The following is an 18199-nucleotide window of genomic DNA, read 5'->3' as shown; positions in this document are numbered from 1 at the left end:
ATTTTGGATACTGGGTCCTTATTAGACAAATCGGATCTCTACGCGTACCGGATGCTTTATGCTGTTATTGACCGGAGCCTTAGTCGAATGCCAGTCGAAACCTGTTAAAAATGCATTCCTTCAATTGCCGCGTAACCGGATGGAAATGGTTGCAGACAGTGTATACAGGCACGATACACGCAATCTGCACCGGTTTGCCGTTTTCTGCCAGGATGCTCGTTACTGGAGCGCCTTTGAAGTGAATCTGGATTTTTCAACGGATACGGCCTATCAATAGATGAACAGGAGTGAGGACCCCTTTCAAATCCCTTTAAGGAGAACGGCGATCGCTCCCTTCCGGCAAAACCTTCATCCAAAGTTGACCACTATATTACTGTACGGAACTATTTTGAAGGGGAGGATCATTATTTTCAAATAATATAGGGGCGAACAATAATCGCCAGGCGTATTTAAAAAACGATACCCTGGAAATTCGAATAGGCGTCTGGTACGGATTCGGCGGAAAAGGGTTTTCTATTTACCTGTGCGGGCGTAAATGCCTCGTTATGCCTTGCTATTATGACGATATAATGATGACGAGGAGATAGAACCACTAAATGTTCCGTTATGGCAAAAACTGGTATTGGACAAGGCAGGCTATTCCATAGGGGATAGCCTGTATGGCTATATTTCCTTCGAATCTGTCTTTTATAATGAATACGGGGATCCCCTCGGTAATAAGGTCGATAGTTTTTTCAGAGCAGTAATTAAAAAAAGAGACTGGTAATTTCGCACTATGGAACAGAACAAATACGACGATCCCTCATTTTTTGAGAGTTACAGCCGCATGCCCCGTTCACAAGAGGGGTTGAGTGCGGCAGGGGAGTGGCCGGTGTTACGCGCGATGCTGCCGGATCTGAAGGGCAAACGGGTGCTGGACCTTGGGTGTGGTTATGGGTGGCATTGCCGGTATGCGGCGGAACAAGGTGCTGCCGGGGTAGCTGGTGTGGATCTGTCGGAAAAAATGCTGGAGCAGGCCCGGAGCTATAAAGAGTTTATCCAAATTCAGTACTTCCAACAATCCATTGAGACCGTTGAATTTCCGCCGGATTCCTTTGATGTGGTCATCAGCTCCCTGGCGTTGCATTATGTTGCAGATTATAGAAGCATTTGCTCAAAAGTGCTGAGTATGCTCGCTGCCGGCGGTGCTTTTGTCTTTTCTGCAGAACATCCGGTGTTTACAGCGCGGGCAGCCCAGGATTGGTTTTGTGATGCAACAGGAAACCGGCTGCACTGGCCGGTAGACCATTACCAGGAAGAAGGCCAAAGAACAACCCGTTTCCTGGATCACGAAGTGGTTAAGTACCATCGCACTATGGCCACCTGGATCAATACCTTGCTGGACACAGGGTTCAGGATCCGGCAAATAGCAGAGCCGCAGCCAGGGCCGGAACTGTTGCACCTTCCCGGGATGCAGGATGAAACACGACGGCCGCTTTTTATTTTAATTGCAGCAGAAAAGCCTTCGTAAACAGCAAAAAAGGGCACCGGTTATCCGTTTTATTTTAGCAATAAAAAATTATAAAAAAATTGTGCAACAAAATTTATTGAATGATAAAAAAGCCTTACTTTTGCCTTCCCAATTTTTGGAGCTGTTCAGTACTGTGTTTCAGCCACTAACTACCAGAAATTAGTTCTTTTTATAAGCCGAAGTAGCTCAGTTGGTAGAGCAGCTGATTTGTAATCAGCAGGTCGCGGGTTCGACTCCCTTCTTCGGCTCATAAGCATTCCTCCGGGAATGGCTTTGGTTTGGGTAGATGGCCGAGTGGTTAAAGGCGACAGACTGTAAATCTGTTCTCTTCGGAGTACGGAGGTTCGAATCCTTCTCTGCCCACTGTTCAATTTGAAAATGTGTGAATTTGAAGATTTGAAAATGACACGTTTCAAATATGAAAGTTCTTTGAATTTGACGATTTTGGGATGACTGATGTTCAAATTAGTTCATCTTCAAATTTTCAAATTGATAAGCGGGAGTAGCTCATTTGGTAGAGCGATAGCCTTCCAAGCTATAGGTGGCGAGTTCGAGCCTCGTCTCCCGCTCTGTTTCGTTTGTAGTTGAGCCTGCCCCGTTGCAGGCGAAGGATTTGTGTTAAACAGATTCTGAGCTATCAACTGAGATCGCCGTTGTAGCTCAGGGGTAGAGCACTTCCTTGGTAAGGAAGAGGTCGTGAGTTCAAGTCTCATCAACGGCTCTAAAATAGAAGCAGTCATTCTGGGTAAAACCAGTACTAATGGCTCTTCTTTTGGTATTTTAGATGAGTTGCACCTCTGTAGAAGCGATTCATCGATGTATTACAATCCAGCCCCGGCTGGATTTGTGAATAAATAAAAATTTAGTAAAAACAATTAAAAAAGATAACAATGTCAAAAGAGACCTTTAAGCGGGAGAAACCCCACGTAAACATTGGTACCATTGGCCACGTTGACCATGGTAAAACCACTTTGACTGCCGCTATTACCGAGATTCTTTCTAAGAAAGGTTTAGCTCAGGCAAAAAAATATGACGATATCGATGGTGCACCAGAAGAGAAAGAGAGAGGTATTACAATTAATACAGCTCACGTAGAATATGAAACTGCTACTCGTCACTACGCACACGTAGATTGCCCCGGTCACGCTGACTACGTTAAAAATATGATCACTGGTGCTGCCCAGATGGATGGAGCCATCCTGGTGGTAGCGGCTACTGATGGTCCGATGCCTCAAACAAAAGAGCACATCCTTTTGGCTGCACAGGTTGGTGTACCTAAAATGGTGGTTTTCTTAAATAAAGTTGACCTGGTTGACGATCCTGAACTGTTGGATCTGGTTGAAATGGAAGTACGCGATGAGTTAACAAAGCGTGGTTTCGATGGTGACAACACTCCTATCATTAAAGGTTCTGCAACCGGCGCTCTGGCTGGCGAAGAAAAATGGGTTGGTGCGATCACTGAACTGATGGATGCTGTAGACAGCTATATTCCGCTGCCTCCCCGTCCGATCGATCTTCCGTTCCTGATGAGTGTTGAGGACGTGTTCTCTATCACTGGTCGTGGTACTGTTGCAACAGGTCGTATCGAAAGAGGTAAAATCAAAACCGGTGAGCCTGTAGAAATCGTAGGTCTGATGGAAAAACCTCTGACTTCTACTGTAACAGGTGTGGAAATGTTCCGTAAGATCCTGGATGAAGGTGAAGCTGGTGATAACGCAGGTCTGTTGTTACGTGGTATTGAGAAAACCCAGATCCGTCGTGGTATGGTAATCTGCAAACCCGGATCTATCACTCCGCACACTGAATTCAAAGCTGAGGTTTATGTACTGAGCAAAGATGAAGGTGGCCGTCACACTCCGTTCTTCAACAAATACCGTCCTCAGTTCTATTTCCGTACAACGGATGTAACCGGTGAGTGTACATTAGCTGAAGGTACTGAGATGATCATGCCTGGCGATAACACTTCTCTGACTGTAAAACTGATCACTCCGATCGCGATGGAAAAAGGTTTGAAGTTCGCGATTCGTGAAGGTGGCCGTACAGTAGGTGCAGGTCAGGTAACTGAGATTATCAAATAATTTTGATAAGATTCTTTGAAATATAACCAATTAGCTAATTGGCAGCCGCTGATTAGCTAATTAGTTTACAGGCATGGTTCTTCCGGTAACATGGAAGACAGGAATAGAAAAGATTACAATCCTATTTATTCAGTTGTTTGTAAAAAGTTCTTCAAGCCGGGTTCATCCCGGCTACACACGGGCATAGTTCAATGGTAGAATAGAGGTCTCCAAAACCTTTGATCAGGGTTCGAATCCTTGTGCCCGTGCTAAACACGTTCATTGTTTTTTCGTTAATAGTTCATAGTAATGCTACATAACCATGAACCGTAAACTATGAACCATAAATTATTAAGATGAGCAAGTTCGGAGATTATGTAAAAAACAGCTATAAGGAGCTGGCAGAAAAAGTAACCTGGCCTACCTGGGGCGAACTGCAACAGTCTACAATGATTGTGTTGGGCGCTACAGTGCTGATCACCGTGATGATCTGGCTGATGGATTTTATTGCCGGAGGCGGGCTTAATTTTTTATACAAAATCCTTTATAGTTAGAGCATGGAAGGTGTAAACACAACAGATAATACGACTCCGGCAGCACCCCAGCAGGATACCAAATGGTATGTATTGCGGGTGGTGAGCGGTAAAGAGCGGAAGGTTAAGGAGTATCTGGACAAGGAAATTTCGAGAAGCGAGTTTGAAAAGGTGGTAAAGCAGGTGTTCCTTCCCGTTGAAAAGGTATATAAAGTACAGAACGGGAAAAAGGTAATGCGGGAGCGGAACTATTACCCGGGGTATGTAATGATTGAGGTGCTGGATGGAAAAATGAGCGATGACCTGAGAGACCTGGTGGTTAATACAAACAGTGTCATTCATTTTCTGGGAAAGGATAACCCCATTGCACTCCGTAAAGCTGAAGTAAACAAGATGCTGGGCAGAATGGATGAAATGGCAGAGGCCGGCGGAGTAAGCATGGTAGAGCCCTTTATTGTTGGTGAAACCATCAAGATTGTGGAGGGACCGTTTAATGACTTTAACGGCGTAATTGAAGAAGTGAATGACGAAAAGAAAAAACTGAAAGTTACCGTAAAGATCTTTGGAAGATCAACACCGGTGGAACTGAACTATATGCAGGTTGAAAAAATTGTTTAAGACCCTGTAAGAATATTAAGCAAAGCCGCCCCGATACAGTTGGGGCGGCTTTTTCGTGGTGTTAAGGCTATCATAAGATACACATCCGGATATTTTTTTTGTTTAATTCATTGGTATATTGCAAGTTGTTTTATATTTATTGTAAAAATTGAGAAATGAAGAATGCGCTCCTTGTTGTAAATGCATTACTGGTGGTTGCCGTGGGTTTTTTGTTATACAAACAGTTTAGCGGAACCTCCGGTGCCAACGGGGCTTCGCATGCCGGCCCGTTGCTTTCCAAGGGCAAAGATTCCTTATTACATAAGAATGCGGTGTTTGCCTATATCGATATGGATTCCATCCAGGAGCATTATGAACTGGCAAGGAATGTAGAGCGGGAGGTGGAAAAGAAAAAAAGCGCCATTACCGGAGAACTCGATAAGATGGAGAAATCGTTTAAAGCAAAGGTGGGCGGCTATCAGCAACAAAGTAATGCGATGACGGAAGAACAGGCATTAGCTGCGCGCCAGGATGTGGAAACCACCCAAAACCAGATGATGGAAAAGCGGCAAAGCCTGATGGATGAATTCAATAACTTTGTAGCCAGTAAAAATATGAGTGTGAAAAAGAAGATTGAAGAATACCTGAAAGTATTTAATGCCGACGGCACTTTCTCCTTTATTTTCGCTTATGAACCGGGGTTGTTTTATTATAAAGATAGCACTTATGACATTACGAGGGAGGTGATCAAGGGTTTGAATGAGCAATACAAGAGCGAAAAGAAATAATCCTTCAGCCGGATTTTAGTCATCACCTTGCTTTTTAGCAGGGTATTTTTTTGCCTTTTATTTCCAATAAAATCTTATTTTGAGCTAATAAATTAAAACAATGGCTGAGAAAGTTACGTTTAAACAATCGCTCAATTTGTTCGACGGTACCATGATCGTAGCCGGATCCATGATTGGTTCCGGTATTTTTATTGTAACCGCTGATATGACCCGGCAGGTAGGATCTGCAGGCTGGCTGGTGGCCCTATGGGTGATCACGGGATTAATGACCGTTTTTGCAGCAGTAACTTATGGCGAACTTTCTTCCATGTTTCCCAAGGCGGGTGGGCAGTATGTGTACCTGAAGGAAGCGTATAGCCCGATGCTGGGCTTTTTATACGGCTGGAGTTTTTTCTCGGTCATTCAAACCGGAACCATTGCCGCAGTGGGCGTTGCGTTCAGCAAGTTTGCCGGCTATTTTATTCCTGCACTGACCATGGATGAACGGAACCTGCTTTTTGAATTCGGCTGGATCCGCATCTTTCCTGCACAGCTGGTTTCCATCGCGCTTATTATTTTTCTAACATACGTAAACACACGTGGTGTAAAGGATGGAAAGATCATTCAGACGGTTTTTACTATTGTTAAACTTTTTTCATTGTTCGGTCTGATCATATTCGGATTGCTGATGGCTGCAAAAGCAGATATCTGGAATGCAAACTGGGCTACGGGATTTGATATGAAATTTACCGCTCCGGTTCATGACGCCGCTGGTGTGAAGCAGGGCTGGTCTGTATTCCAAACCCCGGGCAGCATGATGGTAGCCCTGGGATTGATCAGTGCGGCGATGGTGGGGTCTGTTTTTAGTAGTGTAGCCTGGGAAAATGTAACATTTATTGCAGGGGAAATTAAGAATCCCAAACGCAATGTAGGATTGAGCCTTTTTCTGGGCACCCTGGTGGTAACGGTGGTGTACCTGCTGGCCAACCTGATGTATCTGGCCGTTTTGCCCATGATACCACCCGCTACGGGCTCAATGGTCGCCTATGCTCCGGAAGTAGCTGACCCAAATATCGCATTTGCGGTCCAGGATCGTGTGGCCACAGCCGCTGCGTCTTCCATTTTCGGACATTACGGTGCTGCTATTATCGCGGTGATGATCATGATATCAACTTTCGGCTGTAACAACGGGCTCATCCTTTCGGGGGCCCGGGTGTATTATACCATGGCCAAAGATAAATTATTCCTTCCCCAGGCTGGCACGCTCAATAAAAATGCCGTACCCCAGTGGGCACTTTGGGCTCAATGTATCTGGGCGAGTGCGTTATGTCTTAGCGGACAGTATGGGGTACTGCTGGATTATGTGGTGTTCATTACGGTTGTGTTTTACATCCTGACCATTGTAGGGGTTTTTCGCCTGCGCCGGAGCCGTCCGGATGCGGAACGGCCCTACAAAGCGTTTGGTTACCCGGTAATTCCTATCATTTACCTCCTGATGGCGGGCACCCTTGGGATTGGGTTGCTATATGAAAAAACCTTTACTTCATTATTAGGCCTGGTTATTGTTATAATTGGAGTGCCTATTTATTATTATTATGCCCGGAAAGCCGGTAATACCCCGAACGGAAACACCGGTGCCTGATGGCCTTAAAGCGATAAGCGGTTGTTAGCAGTAAGGTCGGGGTTGCAATAACAGGACCGGCGGTTAACAGCAGTTCACCATGCGGGCAGGGAAACCAGGCCAGGAGTAAGGCTTTTGGGCCGCTCATTGGATACAAAATAAATACATCAATGCGATTGAGATTGAACACAGTATTATGTACGTTGGGATTCTTTCTTTTAACAGCCTGCAAGGAAAAAGTGACCATGTCTGCGAAACAGTATAGTGACGAGGTAGCAACACTGGAACAAAGTCTTGCAGAGCCGATACGTCAGACCGAAAATACGATTAAGCGATGTGCGGACAGTGCGGATTATAAATGCGTTTCGGCGGCTGCAGAAAAAATGGAAACAATCATCCAGGAAAAAATCGACAAGATTGAAAAAATAGATGTCTCAAAATTTACGGGAGGCGAAGATTTTAAAACTGTAGCCATCCGCTATTTTGAATATTTTAAGAGCTTGTATACGGCCTACAGGGCGATTGGTGATGCACCGGATGAGCCCGCCCGAATGGAAGCCAGCAACCGGATGAACCAGATCCTGGTGGCCCAGGAAGAGGTGATGCTCCGCTTGCAGGACACACAGGTTCGCTTTGCTGCCGAAAACGGATTTATGCTTGAAAAGGCGCCTGCGGCTGCACCCGGCGCTAATCCATGATCCGGAAAACCGGGTAACGCATATAGTCGGGGTCTTTATACGGCGATTGATTGAAGATGAACGTTAGCTGTGCGACAGCGCTGTTAGCAAAAGCAGTATCCGATTTACGTCGTTCTTCAAGGGCGGCCCGGAGTGAAGGCTGTTCTTTCAGATAAGCGGCTGCAATGTCTTCATAATTGTATGCCGAATACCATTCCTTGTTGTTTAAGATCCCGTCAAAAAAGTTCCAGGCAAAATAGCTGTCTTCATAATACGGTTCCAGTGTTTCAAACAGGAACCGGTTTGCCGGCTGGTTCATGGGGACCCACCAATCTCCTTTCCTGAAGGAGAGCCGCTGTACTTTGGTTTCCACTTCCACATCGGTGTTGGCGTGGTGCATTTGGTAAGGAACTGCAGAAGAACGGTATTTGCTGATATAATAAGCCTGAACAGTCAGGGCGGTATCACGGGTCAGTTGCTGCATCTTTATCTTGTTCGCCTTTAACCGGTCCACAACCTTCCACCATCCCTGGGGAATAATATAGGCGCGTGGTTTGGCTACAAAACGCTGAGGACGGTATTCATTATAAAAAGGAATCTTCCTGGTAAACGGCTTTGTCCGGTCGTAATAGAGTCGGGGCAAACCCGATACTTCACTTTTCTTCATAGTGGCCTCGTATCCTTTAAAGAGAATGGTGGAAACGGCTGCCGAATCCAGTTTGTAGGCTGCTGGAAATGATGAAGCCTGTATGACTTCTGCCCGGGCTTCCCGCCTCAGTTCCTGTATCTGACGGCCATGATCGGCTGCAAAACCAATAAAACTTTTCATCAGCGCATAAGTGGCTTTTACACGCTGCGGATAAGGCTTCAGCATATGTGTTTCGGGCACAAATGCAAACGAATGGAACAGGGTGGCGTAACCGCTGGCATACCGGGGGCTGTCCCAGAATGCCGGCCAGCCATTGGTAACAGCATCCCCAAAGTCATTTACATAGGGAATCAGGTCAAAGCCTTCTTTTTTCATGCGCAGGTAGAGCTCCGGTTCAAATTGCCGGTTCATAAATACGCCCATTTTTCCTCCCAGTTTATTATGCTGGGAAGACAGCAGCGTCATCACATGTTGATAGTCGGCACCATTGCTTACATGATTGTCAACAAATATATCCGGATCTACGAGGTGGAATATTTCGGTAAAGGCCAGGGCGTCCTTTGTATCACATTTAATAAAATCCCGGTTCAGATCCAGGTTCTGTGAATTGCCTCTCGATCCAAATGCTTCGGGACCGTCCTGGTCTACCCGGTAATAGGCGCTGCGGTTCAGGCATCCACCAATATTGTAAACCGGTATAAGGGCCAGTACTACGTTATCCGGAAGCCGGAGTTTGTTTTCCGCAATATCGCGCGCCAGCAACATTGAAGCATCAATGCCATCCGGCTCTCCCGGATGGATGCCGTTATTAATGAGGATCACTGTTTTTTGCAGCTCGTGTGCTTTTGCAAAGCTGGTAACCGGCCGGTTGCTGATGGTAACCAGGTGTAATGGGAACCCGGCATCCGTCATGCCCATGGGACGCATCGACACCTTGTCCGATAGTTTATCCAGTTGTTGCCACCATTGGATAAGGGCGGCATATTCGGGCGTTTGCTGTCCATCACTTGTTTCAAAAACAGTTGTAAGCGTTTGCGCAGAAGCTGCCGCAGCAAGCAGGCAGTTGACCAGAAAAAGAGAAAGCATCCGGATCATTGTCAATAGAAATAAAAAAGTTGAAGAAGTTACAGGCCGCTTCTCATAGCCAGCTGTCGTTTGTACAATTGAATCGTATTCTCAAAACCCAGGTAAAGCGCATCACAGATCAGCGCATGCCCGATGCTTACTTCATCGAGCCAGGGAATTTGCTGGCTGAAATAATTCAGGTTATTCAGGTCCAGGTCATGCCCGGCATTCAGCCCCAGCCCTAACTCCCGTGCCTTTTCAGCTGCGGCTACATAGGGTGCAATGGCGGCTTCCCGGTTTTCCGGAAAGTTTCTTGCATACCCTTCTGTATAAAGCTCTATCCGGTCGGTTCCTGCTGCTGCCGCACCCTCAACCATCCTGGTATCAGGATCTACAAAAATGGATACCCGGATCCCTGCATCCTTAAAAAGACGGATGGTGGTCTTAAGATATTCCTGGTGTTGAATGGTGTTCCACCCGTGGTCGGATGTTAATTGCCCCGTAGCATCCGGAACCAGGGTTACCTGGTGAGGGCGTACTTCCAAAACCAGGTCGGTGAACTTTTGTTCACGGCTGTTGCCTTCTATATTGAACTCAGTAGTAAGCAGCGGTTTCAGATCATATACATCTTTATAACGGATATGCCGTTCATCCGGCCGGGGATGAACTGTAATACCATCGGCCCCGAAATTTTCCGCATCCAGCGCCATTTTAATAAGATCGGGATTATTGCCGCCACGGGAATTGCGTAGTGTGGCAATTTTATTAATATTGACCGACAATTTTGTCATATTTGGTAGATTTTGCGGAAGAACAGGGTCTCCGGTCTGATAAATGGGTGGTTTCGGAACATTTCGTAACCTGTCTTGTTGCAATGTACACTATTTTGTGGTTTTCCTGATGGCGAATGCGGCTGTAAGGTTGCGGTCCTGTCGATTGGAATAAAAGTACTAATAACCGGTGAGGTTGGCCCTGATGGCGGAATCTTTTTGAGCAGGGGAAAGGCTGTGCCGGTTGCCGTAAAGCGCATCTTCCCATCCGCCATAGGTAAGGTTCGGAAGCAGGATAAACCGGGTACCAAAAGCTGCAGCCGTATCGGTTACCTGCTGCAATCGTTCTTTTGTTGTTTTTTTATCCCAGAGCGAACTGAAATCTGCAAGATTATCGCCCAGCAGCAACAGAATACTATAGCGGGTGGCTACCGATTGGCGGCGTTTTTCTTTTGAAGATTCGTCCTGCATCATTACCAGGTGCTCCTGATCGGCAAAAGGATAATTGTATTTTTTAAGGTTGGCCATAGTGCCGGCACGTTCCTGTTCGTTCCGGTTAGTAATATAAAACACCGTAACACCCTTTGAAGCCGCATAATTAAAGAAATCAACACTTCCCGGAAGCGGCAGGGCTGCACCTTTTACTGTCCATTGCTGCCAGGTTTTGCTGTCGTAATCCTCGCCGTGTAAAGCTTGTTGAACCGCATAAGGACTGTTATCCAGGAAGGTTTCATCAATATCGGTAATAATGGCAGGCGGTTTCCCAGGCGACGCCGCTTCCAGGGATCGGTCGAGGCTCATACGCGCCGCATTATAAGCCTGGTAACAAAGTGCTGCATATTCTGCTGCTTTTTGCTGGTACACAGAACTCCAGAGCTTACCGTTTATGGGTATTATTGAAGCCGCAGTTGATGACCGGGCCGAATGGCGGGGTGAAGTGCAGGAGAAAAGCAGCGCCAATAGTAAGACTATCAGCGGTTTCGTGATATTTGCTTTTTTATTTTTCACGAGAAGAGTAGAAACAACCCATGTGTAAATTTTTTTTGTCGGAAATGAGGTTGAAAATTTACACATGGCTGTAAAACGGAATGCCGGAGGATTAATTGTTTAGTACGCCTTCCTCCAGTTCGGCGATCAATAACTCCCGGTTATCGGTGATCCATTCCGGCATCGACATTTTGGAGGTGAGCTGCCACTCGTTATCCTCTTTCAGCAATCTGAAAAATAAACGGTTGCCGCGGTCGTCCGCTGTGTCTACGTCAAATACATAGCTGCCGGCATTGTTGTTTTTCCGGTAATTAAATTCTCGTAATCTGCCGTTGATTTTTATCAGGCGGGTAAAGTGTACAATTTTATTAAATGAAGTATGCATAAGTTATATCTATCAATTTTTGTGCTAACTTATCGTATGTACATCTCAACCACCGTTTTCATAAAGTACAATACGGATGTCAGCGCCATCAGGCCGTCTAAAATAAAATAAAAAAGGTAATCATTTTTAGATTTTATCGCGAAGGGGTAAAGCAGGTAGGTGAACACTGCTGGCAGGGCCAGGAAGATGAAATATATAAGGTCTTGAGTATAAGTATATAGTATGTAAGAGCCTGTAATGTTTATGAGGATAAATACCGTGAAAATTATTTTTATTTTTTCGAGCGGCAGTATGGTTACAAGGCTTTTTACTCCGGTTTGCTTGTCAAATTGTTTATCTCTTAAGTCAAAGAGAATACAGATGGCAAAGATCACGGCAAACCGGTCTGCCACATAGATAAAATGCCGGGTTTGCCAGGTGATGTGCTGAACAAAAAAAGTCAGCGCGGTGGTTACATAGGTCCACATGGCCGCCAGCAGAAAGGTTTTGCCGAGAATGTACCGTTGCAGTGACCGGAAAACGGGATGCGGAAATTTTGGAGCGGTATACATCAGCGTCAACCCCACGGCCGGCAGGATGTACAGCCAGTACGCTTTTAAGCGGATTAGGAAAAAAGCGGTGCCAATGGCACTGATGATAAAGAAAACAGCGTGCACCCATTTATGTTGCCGGAGCCAATCGGTGCGGCTGGCAGTAATCTCTACATCGGCATTGGTAAGATACCAGTGAATGCTGTAGCTGGAAAGGGTAGAAAAGAATACAAATGCCGCATAGTCGGCAGGCAGTTTTCCGATATCGAAAACAGCAACAGTGCAAAGACACATGGCTACCGCGCAGCACGCGATGAACAGGTTGCTGAAAATAATAAAATCAAAAAAAACTTTGCCCTTTGCCGTCATGAAGACCCGGTTTCTGCTGCAAACTTAATCCTTTATTTATCTGTGCCCTATTTGTATTTTTGCAGCTTATTCTTATGGAATTGGAAACATTAAAAGAGTCGCTATTTTCCGTGGATCCGGCTGGGTTCGAAGCCCTTGCAAAAGAGGTGTTTCTGTTTCAATATCAGCATAACGAAATTTACCGTAGTTATGTCAACGCTATCGGTTGCAGCGTACCGTCGGTGTCCCGGCTGCAGGATATCCCGTTCCTGCCGATCCGTTTTTTTAAAACACATGCGGTGACCGCTACCTCTTTTGAGCCGGAATTGTACTTTGAAAGCAGTGGCACTACCGGCACGGTCAACAGCAGGCACCTGGTAAAAGAGGCGGCCTTGTATACCAGAAGTTTTACAAGAGCCTTTGAGTTGTTTTACGGACCGGCTGCGGACTTCTGTATCCTGGGTTTACTGCCTTCTTACCTGGAACGGGGGCATTCTTCACTGGTGTTTATGGTAGACCGGTTGATACGGGATAGTAAACATCCGCAAAGTGGTTTTTACCTTCATGATTTTGAATCCCTGGCTCAAACGTTGCAGCAGCTGGAGGAGCAGGGGCAAAAGACCCTGCTCATTGGGGTAACGTATGCGCTGCTTGATTTTGCAGAACAGTTTCCCCGGGCACTGCAACATACGATCGTTATGGAAACAGGTGGCATGAAAGGACGGAGGCGTGAGCTGATCCGCGCCGAAGTGCACGACCGGTTAAACCAACATCTTGGTACGACAGCCATTCATTCCGAATACGGGATGACGGAGTTGCTGTCGCAAGCCTATTCGAAAGGAGCAGGGATCTTTGATACGCCTGCTTGGATGCGAATGGCGCTGAGAGAAGAAGAAGATCCGCTTTCGGTGATTACCGGGCCCGGCCGCGGGGTACTAAATGTGATTGACCTTGCCAATATATATTCCTGCAGCTTTATTGCTACAGACGATCTGGGCATTGTACATGCAAACGGAACCTTTGAAGTATTGGGCAGGCGGGATAACAGCGATATCCGTGGCTGTAGCCTGTTGGCACTTTAACGTTTTAAAAGAGCCTGCTTCTTTTTCAATGATGAAACTAAAAATCTTTTTTCTTTTATTACTGCAGGGCATCTGTCAATGGCTGGGCGCGCAGGTAAACGAAGCTGTACAGGACTCATTGGAAAATGAGCACCTGGCACAGATGGTAACGCTTTCGGAAGTGGTGGTCAATAATAAACTGAACGTACCCAGCTTTATCGACCGGGTTAAAAAAGATACCACCTTTTATAAAGCCTTTAAGAATTTAAGGATGCTTAGTTTTTCTTCGTTAAACAATATTGTGATGAAGGATAAGCAGGGACGGCAGATCGCTTCGCTCAACAGCAAAACACATCAGACTTATCGGGGCGGTTGCCGCACCATGACGAGGGAATATGAAAATACAACGGGAGATATGGCGGATAAGAATGGCGGGTATAACTATTATACAGCGGAGTTGTATGCAGGGCTTTTTTTTACCGTTGGTAAAGTATGCGGAGAAACAAATATTGTGGGCAGTACCGGCCTGAATCCAAAAGATAAATCGGGCATCGAAAAACGAAAGGAGCAGCTGAAAATGCTTTTTTTCAACCCCGGGAAAAAGATACCCGGTATTCCGTTAATGGGTGAAAAGAGCAATATCTTCGATCCCCGCATCGCGGATCTGTACGATTATATCATTGACTATGTTTCGTACAATGGAAGGAACGCCTATAAATTTGAAATCAAAGCAAAGGAAGGATTGAGCGGGTCTGACCGGAACCGGATTGTATATGATAAAATGACCACCTGGTTTAACGATCGTACTTTTGAAATAATGGGTCGTACCTATGATCTGAGCTATAATACCGGGGCCTATGATTTTGATGTGCACATGGAAGTGGAGTTAACAAAAGTGGGGCGACTGTTGGTGCCTTCGGTACTTCGTTATATCGGTAACTGGGATGTGATTTTTAAAAAAAGAGAACGGGGTATGTTTACTGCTACCTTGTTTAATTTCAGATAGATGCTGTTGCCGGCAACTTGCTTATTTAACTGCGTTGCTGGTAGGTACGGAATGAATACCGTTTTCCTGAGTTTTCAGGATTATCGCAGGTGTGTTGATTGCGCCTGCTCTAACCATTAACACCGGTACGCTTCCGGGGCGTTAATAAAACGACAGTGGATGTACAATCAAAAATGTCCGATGCCTGCAGCGTTCTTCTGAATAATGTTGTATTTTTCCTTTCTTAATGAGAGGATTATGCAACGTTTACTTTTTCTAGGAATACTGCTGGGATGGACCACGGTGCAGGGGCAGGTAGCTCAGAAACTTGCAACGGCAATGGACGCCTTTAACGCGGATGCGCAGTTGAAGTATGCATTAAGTTCGCTATATGTGGTTGATGCTGCAACGGGAGATATCGTTTATGATCAGAATAGTAAGGTGGGCATGGCAACGGCGTCTACGGAGAAGATTGTAACAGCGGCTACAGCGTTTGATGTACTGGGCGCCGGTTACCGGTACGAAACCCGGTTTGGAATTGTAAAAACGCCCGGCGGCAAAAGTCTGTACATTGAGCCATCCGGTGATCCCAGTTTGGCCAGCTGGCGATGGCCGGAAACAAAGGACAGTGCTTTCCTGGCAAGGCTTAAAGCCGCATTGCAGGCGGAGGGCATCCGGGAACTCAGGAATGTGGTGATTTATACCGGGAAATGGGGCGATGAAACCATTCCTGAAGGATGGATCTGGCAGGACCTGGGAAATTATTATGGTGCCGGCGCACAGGCGCTCAACTGGCGGGAGAACCAGTTTGACCTGGTGTTGAAATCGGGGGCTGCGTTGGGCAGCGCGGTTTCGGTAGTAAAAACAGTACCGTATCTCTACGATTACCGGATCACTTCACTGGCCACAGCTGCTGAAAAGAATTCAGGAGACAACAGCACGTTGTTTTACCCTTCAATGGGCCGTCAAACGGGTGTGCTCAGGGGAACGATCCCTGCCGGGCAGAACGGGTTTGTGGTATCCGGATCGATTTATGATCCTGCTAACCAATTTGTAAAAACGGTGATTAATAGTTTAAAAAGTACCGTTCGCTTTTCCGGAAATGTTGTAACGACAACAAATAAGGAGGCAAAGGAGGTGCATTGGTTTTACACAAACAGTTCGCCGGAACTCTCAAAGATCATTTACTGGTTTTTGCGCAAAAGCATTAATCTTTACGGTGAAGCGTTATTACGAACGGTAGGGCTAAACCGTAAGGGAATGGCTACTACCGATAATGGAATAGCGGCCGTGCAGGAACACTGGAAAACAAGGGGGGTGGATGTGGATGAACTGCATTTGTATGACGGATCGGGCCTGTCGCCTCAAAACAGGATCACCACAAGGGCACAGGTTGCTATTTTAAAATACGCCCGGGAACAGTCCTGGTTTGCGGACTATTACGAAGGCTTCCCACTATATAACGATATGAAGATGAAAAGCGGCACCATTAACCGGGTGAAAGGCTTTTCAGGCTATCAAAAGTCAAAAGATGGGAAGGACTACATTTTCTCGTTTCTTGTAAATAACTATAACGGAAGCCAGCTGGCCCTGGTCCGGAAAATGTACAAAGTGCTGGATGAGCTGAAGTAGTGAATAGCGAATTAGTGAATGTGCATCGTTAATAGTCAATGGTGGATCGTCAATGGCGAACCAATACCTGTCCCTAAGGTATGTTGCTGGAAAGTAGACCATAAGCCACAGCCGTTCTGTGAAAATCTGAGGAATCTGTGCGCATATATTGGACGTCCGTGTGCTAAAAAACGGCATTGAATAGTGAACGGAAAATCAAGTAATCATTTTTATATAAAATAGTTTATACCATGAAATTTAATCCATCGCGTTATACTGAAATGCAATACCGCAGATGCGGGGTGTCTGGCTTAAAACTACCGGCAATTTCGCTGGGGCTATGGCATAACTTTGGTGATGTGGATGACGAAAAAGTGTATCGTAAAACCCTGCATAGTGCGTTTGATGCTGGTATCACCCATTTCGACCTGGCAAACAATTATGGTCCGCCTCCGGGATCTGCAGAAACCAATTTTGGGAAGATCCTGCATACGGATTTCAAACACCACCGGGATGAATTGATCATTTCTACAAAGGCAGGGTATACTATGTGGGAGGGGCCTTACGGGGACTGGGGATCTAAAAAATACCTGGTATCGAGCCTGGATCAAAGCCTGAAACGCATGAAGCTGGACTATGTGGATATATTTTATCACCACCGGCCGGATCCGGAAACGCCGCTGGAAGAAACAATGGGTGCGCTGGACCTGATCGTACGGCAAGGCAAGGCCCTGTATGCCGGCATTTCCAATTACCGGAAGGAAGAAGCAGCGAAAGCGTTTAAGATACTGAAAAAACTGGGAACCCCCTGTATCATCCATCAACCCAAGTACTCCATGTTCGAGCGCTGGGTAGAAGACGGACTGCTGGACCTGCTGGAAAAAGAGGGGGTTGGCTGCATTCCTTTTTCGCCCCTCGCCCAGGGATTGCTCACCAACCGCTATCTGAAGGGCATTCCCAAAAACTCTAGAGCCGCAAAAAAACATGGCTTTCTTCAAAAGGACCAGATCACAAGCGAACGGCTGCAACAGATCCTGGAGCTGAATGCGCTGGCAATGGAAAGGGGACAAAGCCTGGCCCAAATGGCACTGGCCTGGTTGCTGAAAGACCCCAGGGTTACCTCGGTATTGGTAGGGGCCAGCAGCAGCGCGCAACTCCTGGACTCTGTAAGTTGTTTGAAAAATAGTACCTTTAACCAAGAAGAGCTGAATCAGATATCCCGTATTTTGAGCGGGGCACAGTAGCCGACGATCCTTCCAAGCCTTAAAAAGCATTGCCTATGCATTTATATTGTAAGCTCCGTCTATTGAACCTGTTTTGCCTGATCCTGTTTACCGGTTTTTCGCAGCCGGCAGTAAAAACCTCGGTTACCGGAAGCTGGAAGTATACGAAAGGTAATGAATCGTGGATATTCATGGCTGCAGACCAGTATTGCATGGTTACTCATTATGATGCCAGCGGCAAAAAATTTTTTAAAACATTTGGTGGGTTTCAGCATGTGGAGCAGGGCGTATTACGGTTGCATTACCGGTTTCATTCAGACGACAAGAGTAAGACGGGTTCCACCGGTACTTTTGTATGGAATGCAAAAAATGGTTATATAGAAAGTGATTTGTCAGGGGAGCTTGGTAAATGGATGCCGGCAGGTAAAGCGGGCAGTGCGATGGCCGGTGTTTGGCGGATCACAAAGCGGAAGGAAGGAAACGACCTCCGGGCAATTCAGCTGGCGCCAAGACGTACCCTGAAGCTTCTTACGGACGACCGGTTTCAGTGGGCGGCTATCAATACAGAAACCGGCGAGTTTTCCGGCACCGGGGGAGGAACCTATGCCTTCAGAAACGGGGTCTACACGGAGACCATTACTTTTTTTTCGAGGGACAGTTCCCGGGTTGGAATGACCCTGCAGTTTAAAGATCATCTGGAAGAAGGGCACTGGATCCATACAGGATTGAGTTCCAAGGGCGATCCGATCTACGAGGTATGGTCCAAGACCACACCAGACGAACGGTAAAAGCAGGCATTGAAAACCGACAAAAAGCACGTATA

18 protein-coding genes and 5 tRNA genes are annotated in these 18199 nt (G+C 46.3%); 18 read left to right on the top strand and 5 right to left on the bottom strand.

What is annotated here, in order from left to right; all coding sequences use genetic code 11:
- Positions 1-58 precede the first annotated feature (58 nt).
- The 13 genes from LL912_RS11175 to LL912_RS11115 all read left to right on the top strand — a co-directional run bounded on the left by LL912_RS11175 (position 59) and on the right by LL912_RS11115 (position 7783).
- Positions 59-277, top strand: a complete 219-nt coding sequence (locus LL912_RS11175; RefSeq protein WP_235553654.1) for a hypothetical protein — start codon at positions 59-61, stop codon at positions 275-277.
- Between the two features lie 498 nt (positions 278-775).
- Entirely contained in the window at positions 776-1510 is a 735-nt protein-coding gene (locus tag LL912_RS11170; protein WP_235553653.1) for a class I SAM-dependent methyltransferase, read from the top strand.
- 175 nt (positions 1511-1685) lie between these two features.
- Positions 1686-1758 (top strand) — tRNA-Thr (locus tag LL912_RS11165).
- Positions 1759-1790: 32 nt separating this feature from the next.
- Positions 1791-1873: transfer RNA gene (locus LL912_RS11160), tRNA-Tyr, on the top strand.
- Between the two features lie 133 nt (positions 1874-2006).
- A tRNA-Gly gene (locus LL912_RS11155) sits at positions 2007-2079 on the top strand.
- Positions 2080-2159: 80 nt separating this feature from the next.
- A tRNA-Thr gene (locus LL912_RS11150) sits at positions 2160-2231 on the top strand.
- 169 nt (positions 2232-2400) lie between these two features.
- Positions 2401-3588, top strand: a complete 1188-nt coding sequence (gene tuf / locus LL912_RS11145; protein ID WP_235553652.1) for an elongation factor Tu — start codon at positions 2401-2403, stop codon at positions 3586-3588.
- A 177-nt stretch (positions 3589-3765) separates the two neighbouring features.
- Positions 3766-3836 (top strand) — tRNA-Trp (locus LL912_RS11140).
- 87 nt (positions 3837-3923) lie between these two features.
- Positions 3924-4121 carry a preprotein translocase subunit SecE gene (gene secE / locus LL912_RS11135; RefSeq protein ID WP_235553651.1) on the top strand — a complete coding sequence of 66 codons (198 nt, stop codon included), beginning with the start codon at positions 3924-3926 and terminating at the stop codon, positions 4119-4121.
- A 3-nt stretch (positions 4122-4124) separates the two neighbouring features.
- Positions 4125-4718, top strand: a complete 594-nt coding sequence (gene nusG / locus LL912_RS11130; protein WP_235553650.1) for a transcription termination/antitermination protein NusG — start codon at positions 4125-4127, stop codon at positions 4716-4718.
- 155 nt (positions 4719-4873) lie between these two features.
- A complete protein-coding gene (locus tag LL912_RS11125) occupies positions 4874-5485 on the top strand; it encodes an OmpH family outer membrane protein (protein ID WP_235553649.1) in 612 nt (203 codons plus the stop codon).
- Between the two features lie 100 nt (positions 5486-5585).
- Entirely contained in the window at positions 5586-7106 is a 1521-nt protein-coding gene (locus LL912_RS11120; protein ID WP_235553648.1) for an APC family permease, read from the top strand.
- A gap of 224 nt (positions 7107-7330) precedes the next feature.
- A complete protein-coding gene (locus LL912_RS11115; protein WP_235553647.1) occupies positions 7331-7783 on the top strand; it encodes a hypothetical protein in 453 nt (150 codons plus the stop codon).
- On the opposite strand, the gene LL912_RS11110 is transcribed toward LL912_RS11115, so the two are convergent.
- From LL912_RS11110 to LL912_RS11090, 5 genes are all read right to left on the bottom strand, one after another.
- Positions 7773-9506, bottom strand: a complete 1734-nt coding sequence (locus LL912_RS11110; RefSeq protein WP_235553646.1) for a M14 family zinc carboxypeptidase — start codon at positions 9504-9506, stop codon at positions 7773-7775. The two genes, LL912_RS11115 and LL912_RS11110, sit on opposite strands and share 11 nt — an antisense overlap.
- A 29-nt stretch (positions 9507-9535) precedes the next feature.
- Positions 9536-10267 (bottom strand): pyridoxine 5'-phosphate synthase, encoded by a 732-nt coding sequence (locus LL912_RS11105; protein WP_235553645.1) that lies wholly within the window; start codon positions 10265-10267, stop codon positions 9536-9538.
- A gap of 159 nt (positions 10268-10426) precedes the next feature.
- Positions 10427-11320 carry a 5'-nucleotidase, lipoprotein e(P4) family gene (locus LL912_RS11100; protein ID WP_235553644.1) on the bottom strand — a complete coding sequence of 298 codons (894 nt, stop codon included), beginning with the start codon at positions 11318-11320 and terminating at the stop codon, positions 10427-10429.
- A gap of 25 nt (positions 11321-11345) precedes the next feature.
- On the bottom strand, positions 11346-11618 hold the full coding sequence (locus LL912_RS11095) for a hypothetical protein (protein WP_235553643.1): 273 nt from the start codon (positions 11616-11618) through the stop codon (positions 11346-11348).
- 29 nt (positions 11619-11647) lie between these two features.
- On the bottom strand, positions 11648-12517 hold the full coding sequence (locus LL912_RS11090) for a UbiA prenyltransferase family protein (protein WP_235553642.1): 870 nt from the start codon (positions 12515-12517) through the stop codon (positions 11648-11650).
- A gap of 74 nt (positions 12518-12591) precedes the next feature.
- Between LL912_RS11090 and LL912_RS11085 the strand changes: the two genes are divergently transcribed.
- From LL912_RS11085 to LL912_RS11065, 5 genes are all read left to right on the top strand, one after another.
- Positions 12592-13578 carry a LuxE/PaaK family acyltransferase gene (locus tag LL912_RS11085; protein WP_235553641.1) on the top strand — a complete coding sequence of 329 codons (987 nt, stop codon included), beginning with the start codon at positions 12592-12594 and terminating at the stop codon, positions 13576-13578.
- Positions 13579-13606: 28 nt separating this feature from the next.
- Entirely contained in the window at positions 13607-14563 is a 957-nt protein-coding gene (locus LL912_RS11080) for a hypothetical protein (protein WP_235553640.1), read from the top strand.
- Between the two features lie 237 nt (positions 14564-14800).
- Positions 14801-16174 (top strand): D-alanyl-D-alanine carboxypeptidase/D-alanyl-D-alanine endopeptidase, encoded by a 1374-nt coding sequence (gene dacB, locus LL912_RS11075; protein WP_235553639.1) that lies wholly within the window; start codon positions 14801-14803, stop codon positions 16172-16174.
- 230 nt (positions 16175-16404) lie between these two features.
- Positions 16405-17397, top strand: a complete 993-nt coding sequence (gene mgrA, locus LL912_RS11070) for an L-glyceraldehyde 3-phosphate reductase (RefSeq protein ID WP_235553638.1) — start codon at positions 16405-16407, stop codon at positions 17395-17397.
- A gap of 35 nt (positions 17398-17432) precedes the next feature.
- The gene (locus LL912_RS11065) at positions 17433-18164 is read left to right on the top strand and encodes a hypothetical protein (protein ID WP_235553637.1); all 732 of its coding nucleotides are present in this window, start codon (positions 17433-17435) and stop codon (positions 18162-18164) included.
- Positions 18165-18199 lie beyond the last annotated feature (35 nt).

Origin of the sequence: Niabella agricola (assembly GCF_021538615.1) — a bacterium.
In the GTDB taxonomy this organism is placed as follows: Bacteria; Bacteroidota; Bacteroidia; order Chitinophagales; family Chitinophagaceae; genus Niabella; species Niabella agricola.
Note: the sequence above shows the minus strand (reverse complement) of the source record. Positions and strands in the feature narration are given on the sequence as shown.

Bases quoted from the DNA above. Each gene is read 5' to 3' on its own strand.
- LL912_RS11125 (WP_235553649.1), top strand. From the start codon at position 4,874: ATGAAGAATGCGCTCCTTGTTGTAAATGCATTACTGGTGGTTGCCGTG.
- LL912_RS11085 (WP_235553641.1), top strand. From the start codon at position 12,592: ATGGAATTGGAAACATTAAAAGAGTCGCTATTTTCCGTGGATCCGGCT.
- LL912_RS11090 (WP_235553642.1), bottom strand. From the start codon at position 12,517: ATGACGGCAAAGGGCAAAGTTTTTTTTGATTTTATTATTTTCAGCAAC.
- LL912_RS11170 (WP_235553653.1), top strand. From the start codon at position 776: ATGGAACAGAACAAATACGACGATCCCTCATTTTTTGAGAGTTACAGC.
- secE (WP_235553651.1), top strand. From the start codon at position 3,924: ATGAGCAAGTTCGGAGATTATGTAAAAAACAGCTATAAGGAGCTGGCA.
- dacB (WP_235553639.1), top strand. From the start codon at position 14,801: ATGCAACGTTTACTTTTTCTAGGAATACTGCTGGGATGGACCACGGTG.
- LL912_RS11110 (WP_235553646.1), bottom strand. From the start codon at position 9,506: ATGATCCGGATGCTTTCTCTTTTTCTGGTCAACTGCCTGCTTGCTGCG.
- LL912_RS11175 (WP_235553654.1), top strand. From the start codon at position 59: ATGCTGTTATTGACCGGAGCCTTAGTCGAATGCCAGTCGAAACCTGTT.
- LL912_RS11065 (WP_235553637.1), top strand. From the start codon at position 17,433: ATGCATTTATATTGTAAGCTCCGTCTATTGAACCTGTTTTGCCTGATC.
- LL912_RS11080 (WP_235553640.1), top strand. From the start codon at position 13,607: ATGATGAAACTAAAAATCTTTTTTCTTTTATTACTGCAGGGCATCTGT.
- LL912_RS11095 (WP_235553643.1), bottom strand. From the start codon at position 11,618: ATGCATACTTCATTTAATAAAATTGTACACTTTACCCGCCTGATAAAA.
- tuf (WP_235553652.1), top strand. From the start codon at position 2,401: ATGTCAAAAGAGACCTTTAAGCGGGAGAAACCCCACGTAAACATTGGT.
- nusG (WP_235553650.1), top strand. From the start codon at position 4,125: ATGGAAGGTGTAAACACAACAGATAATACGACTCCGGCAGCACCCCAG.
- LL912_RS11100 (WP_235553644.1), bottom strand. From the start codon at position 11,320: ATGTGTAAATTTTCAACCTCATTTCCGACAAAAAAAATTTACACATGG.
- mgrA (WP_235553638.1), top strand. From the start codon at position 16,405: ATGAAATTTAATCCATCGCGTTATACTGAAATGCAATACCGCAGATGC.
- LL912_RS11105 (WP_235553645.1), bottom strand. From the start codon at position 10,267: ATGACAAAATTGTCGGTCAATATTAATAAAATTGCCACACTACGCAAT.
- LL912_RS11120 (WP_235553648.1), top strand. From the start codon at position 5,586: ATGGCTGAGAAAGTTACGTTTAAACAATCGCTCAATTTGTTCGACGGT.
- LL912_RS11115 (WP_235553647.1), top strand. From the start codon at position 7,331: ATGTCTGCGAAACAGTATAGTGACGAGGTAGCAACACTGGAACAAAGT.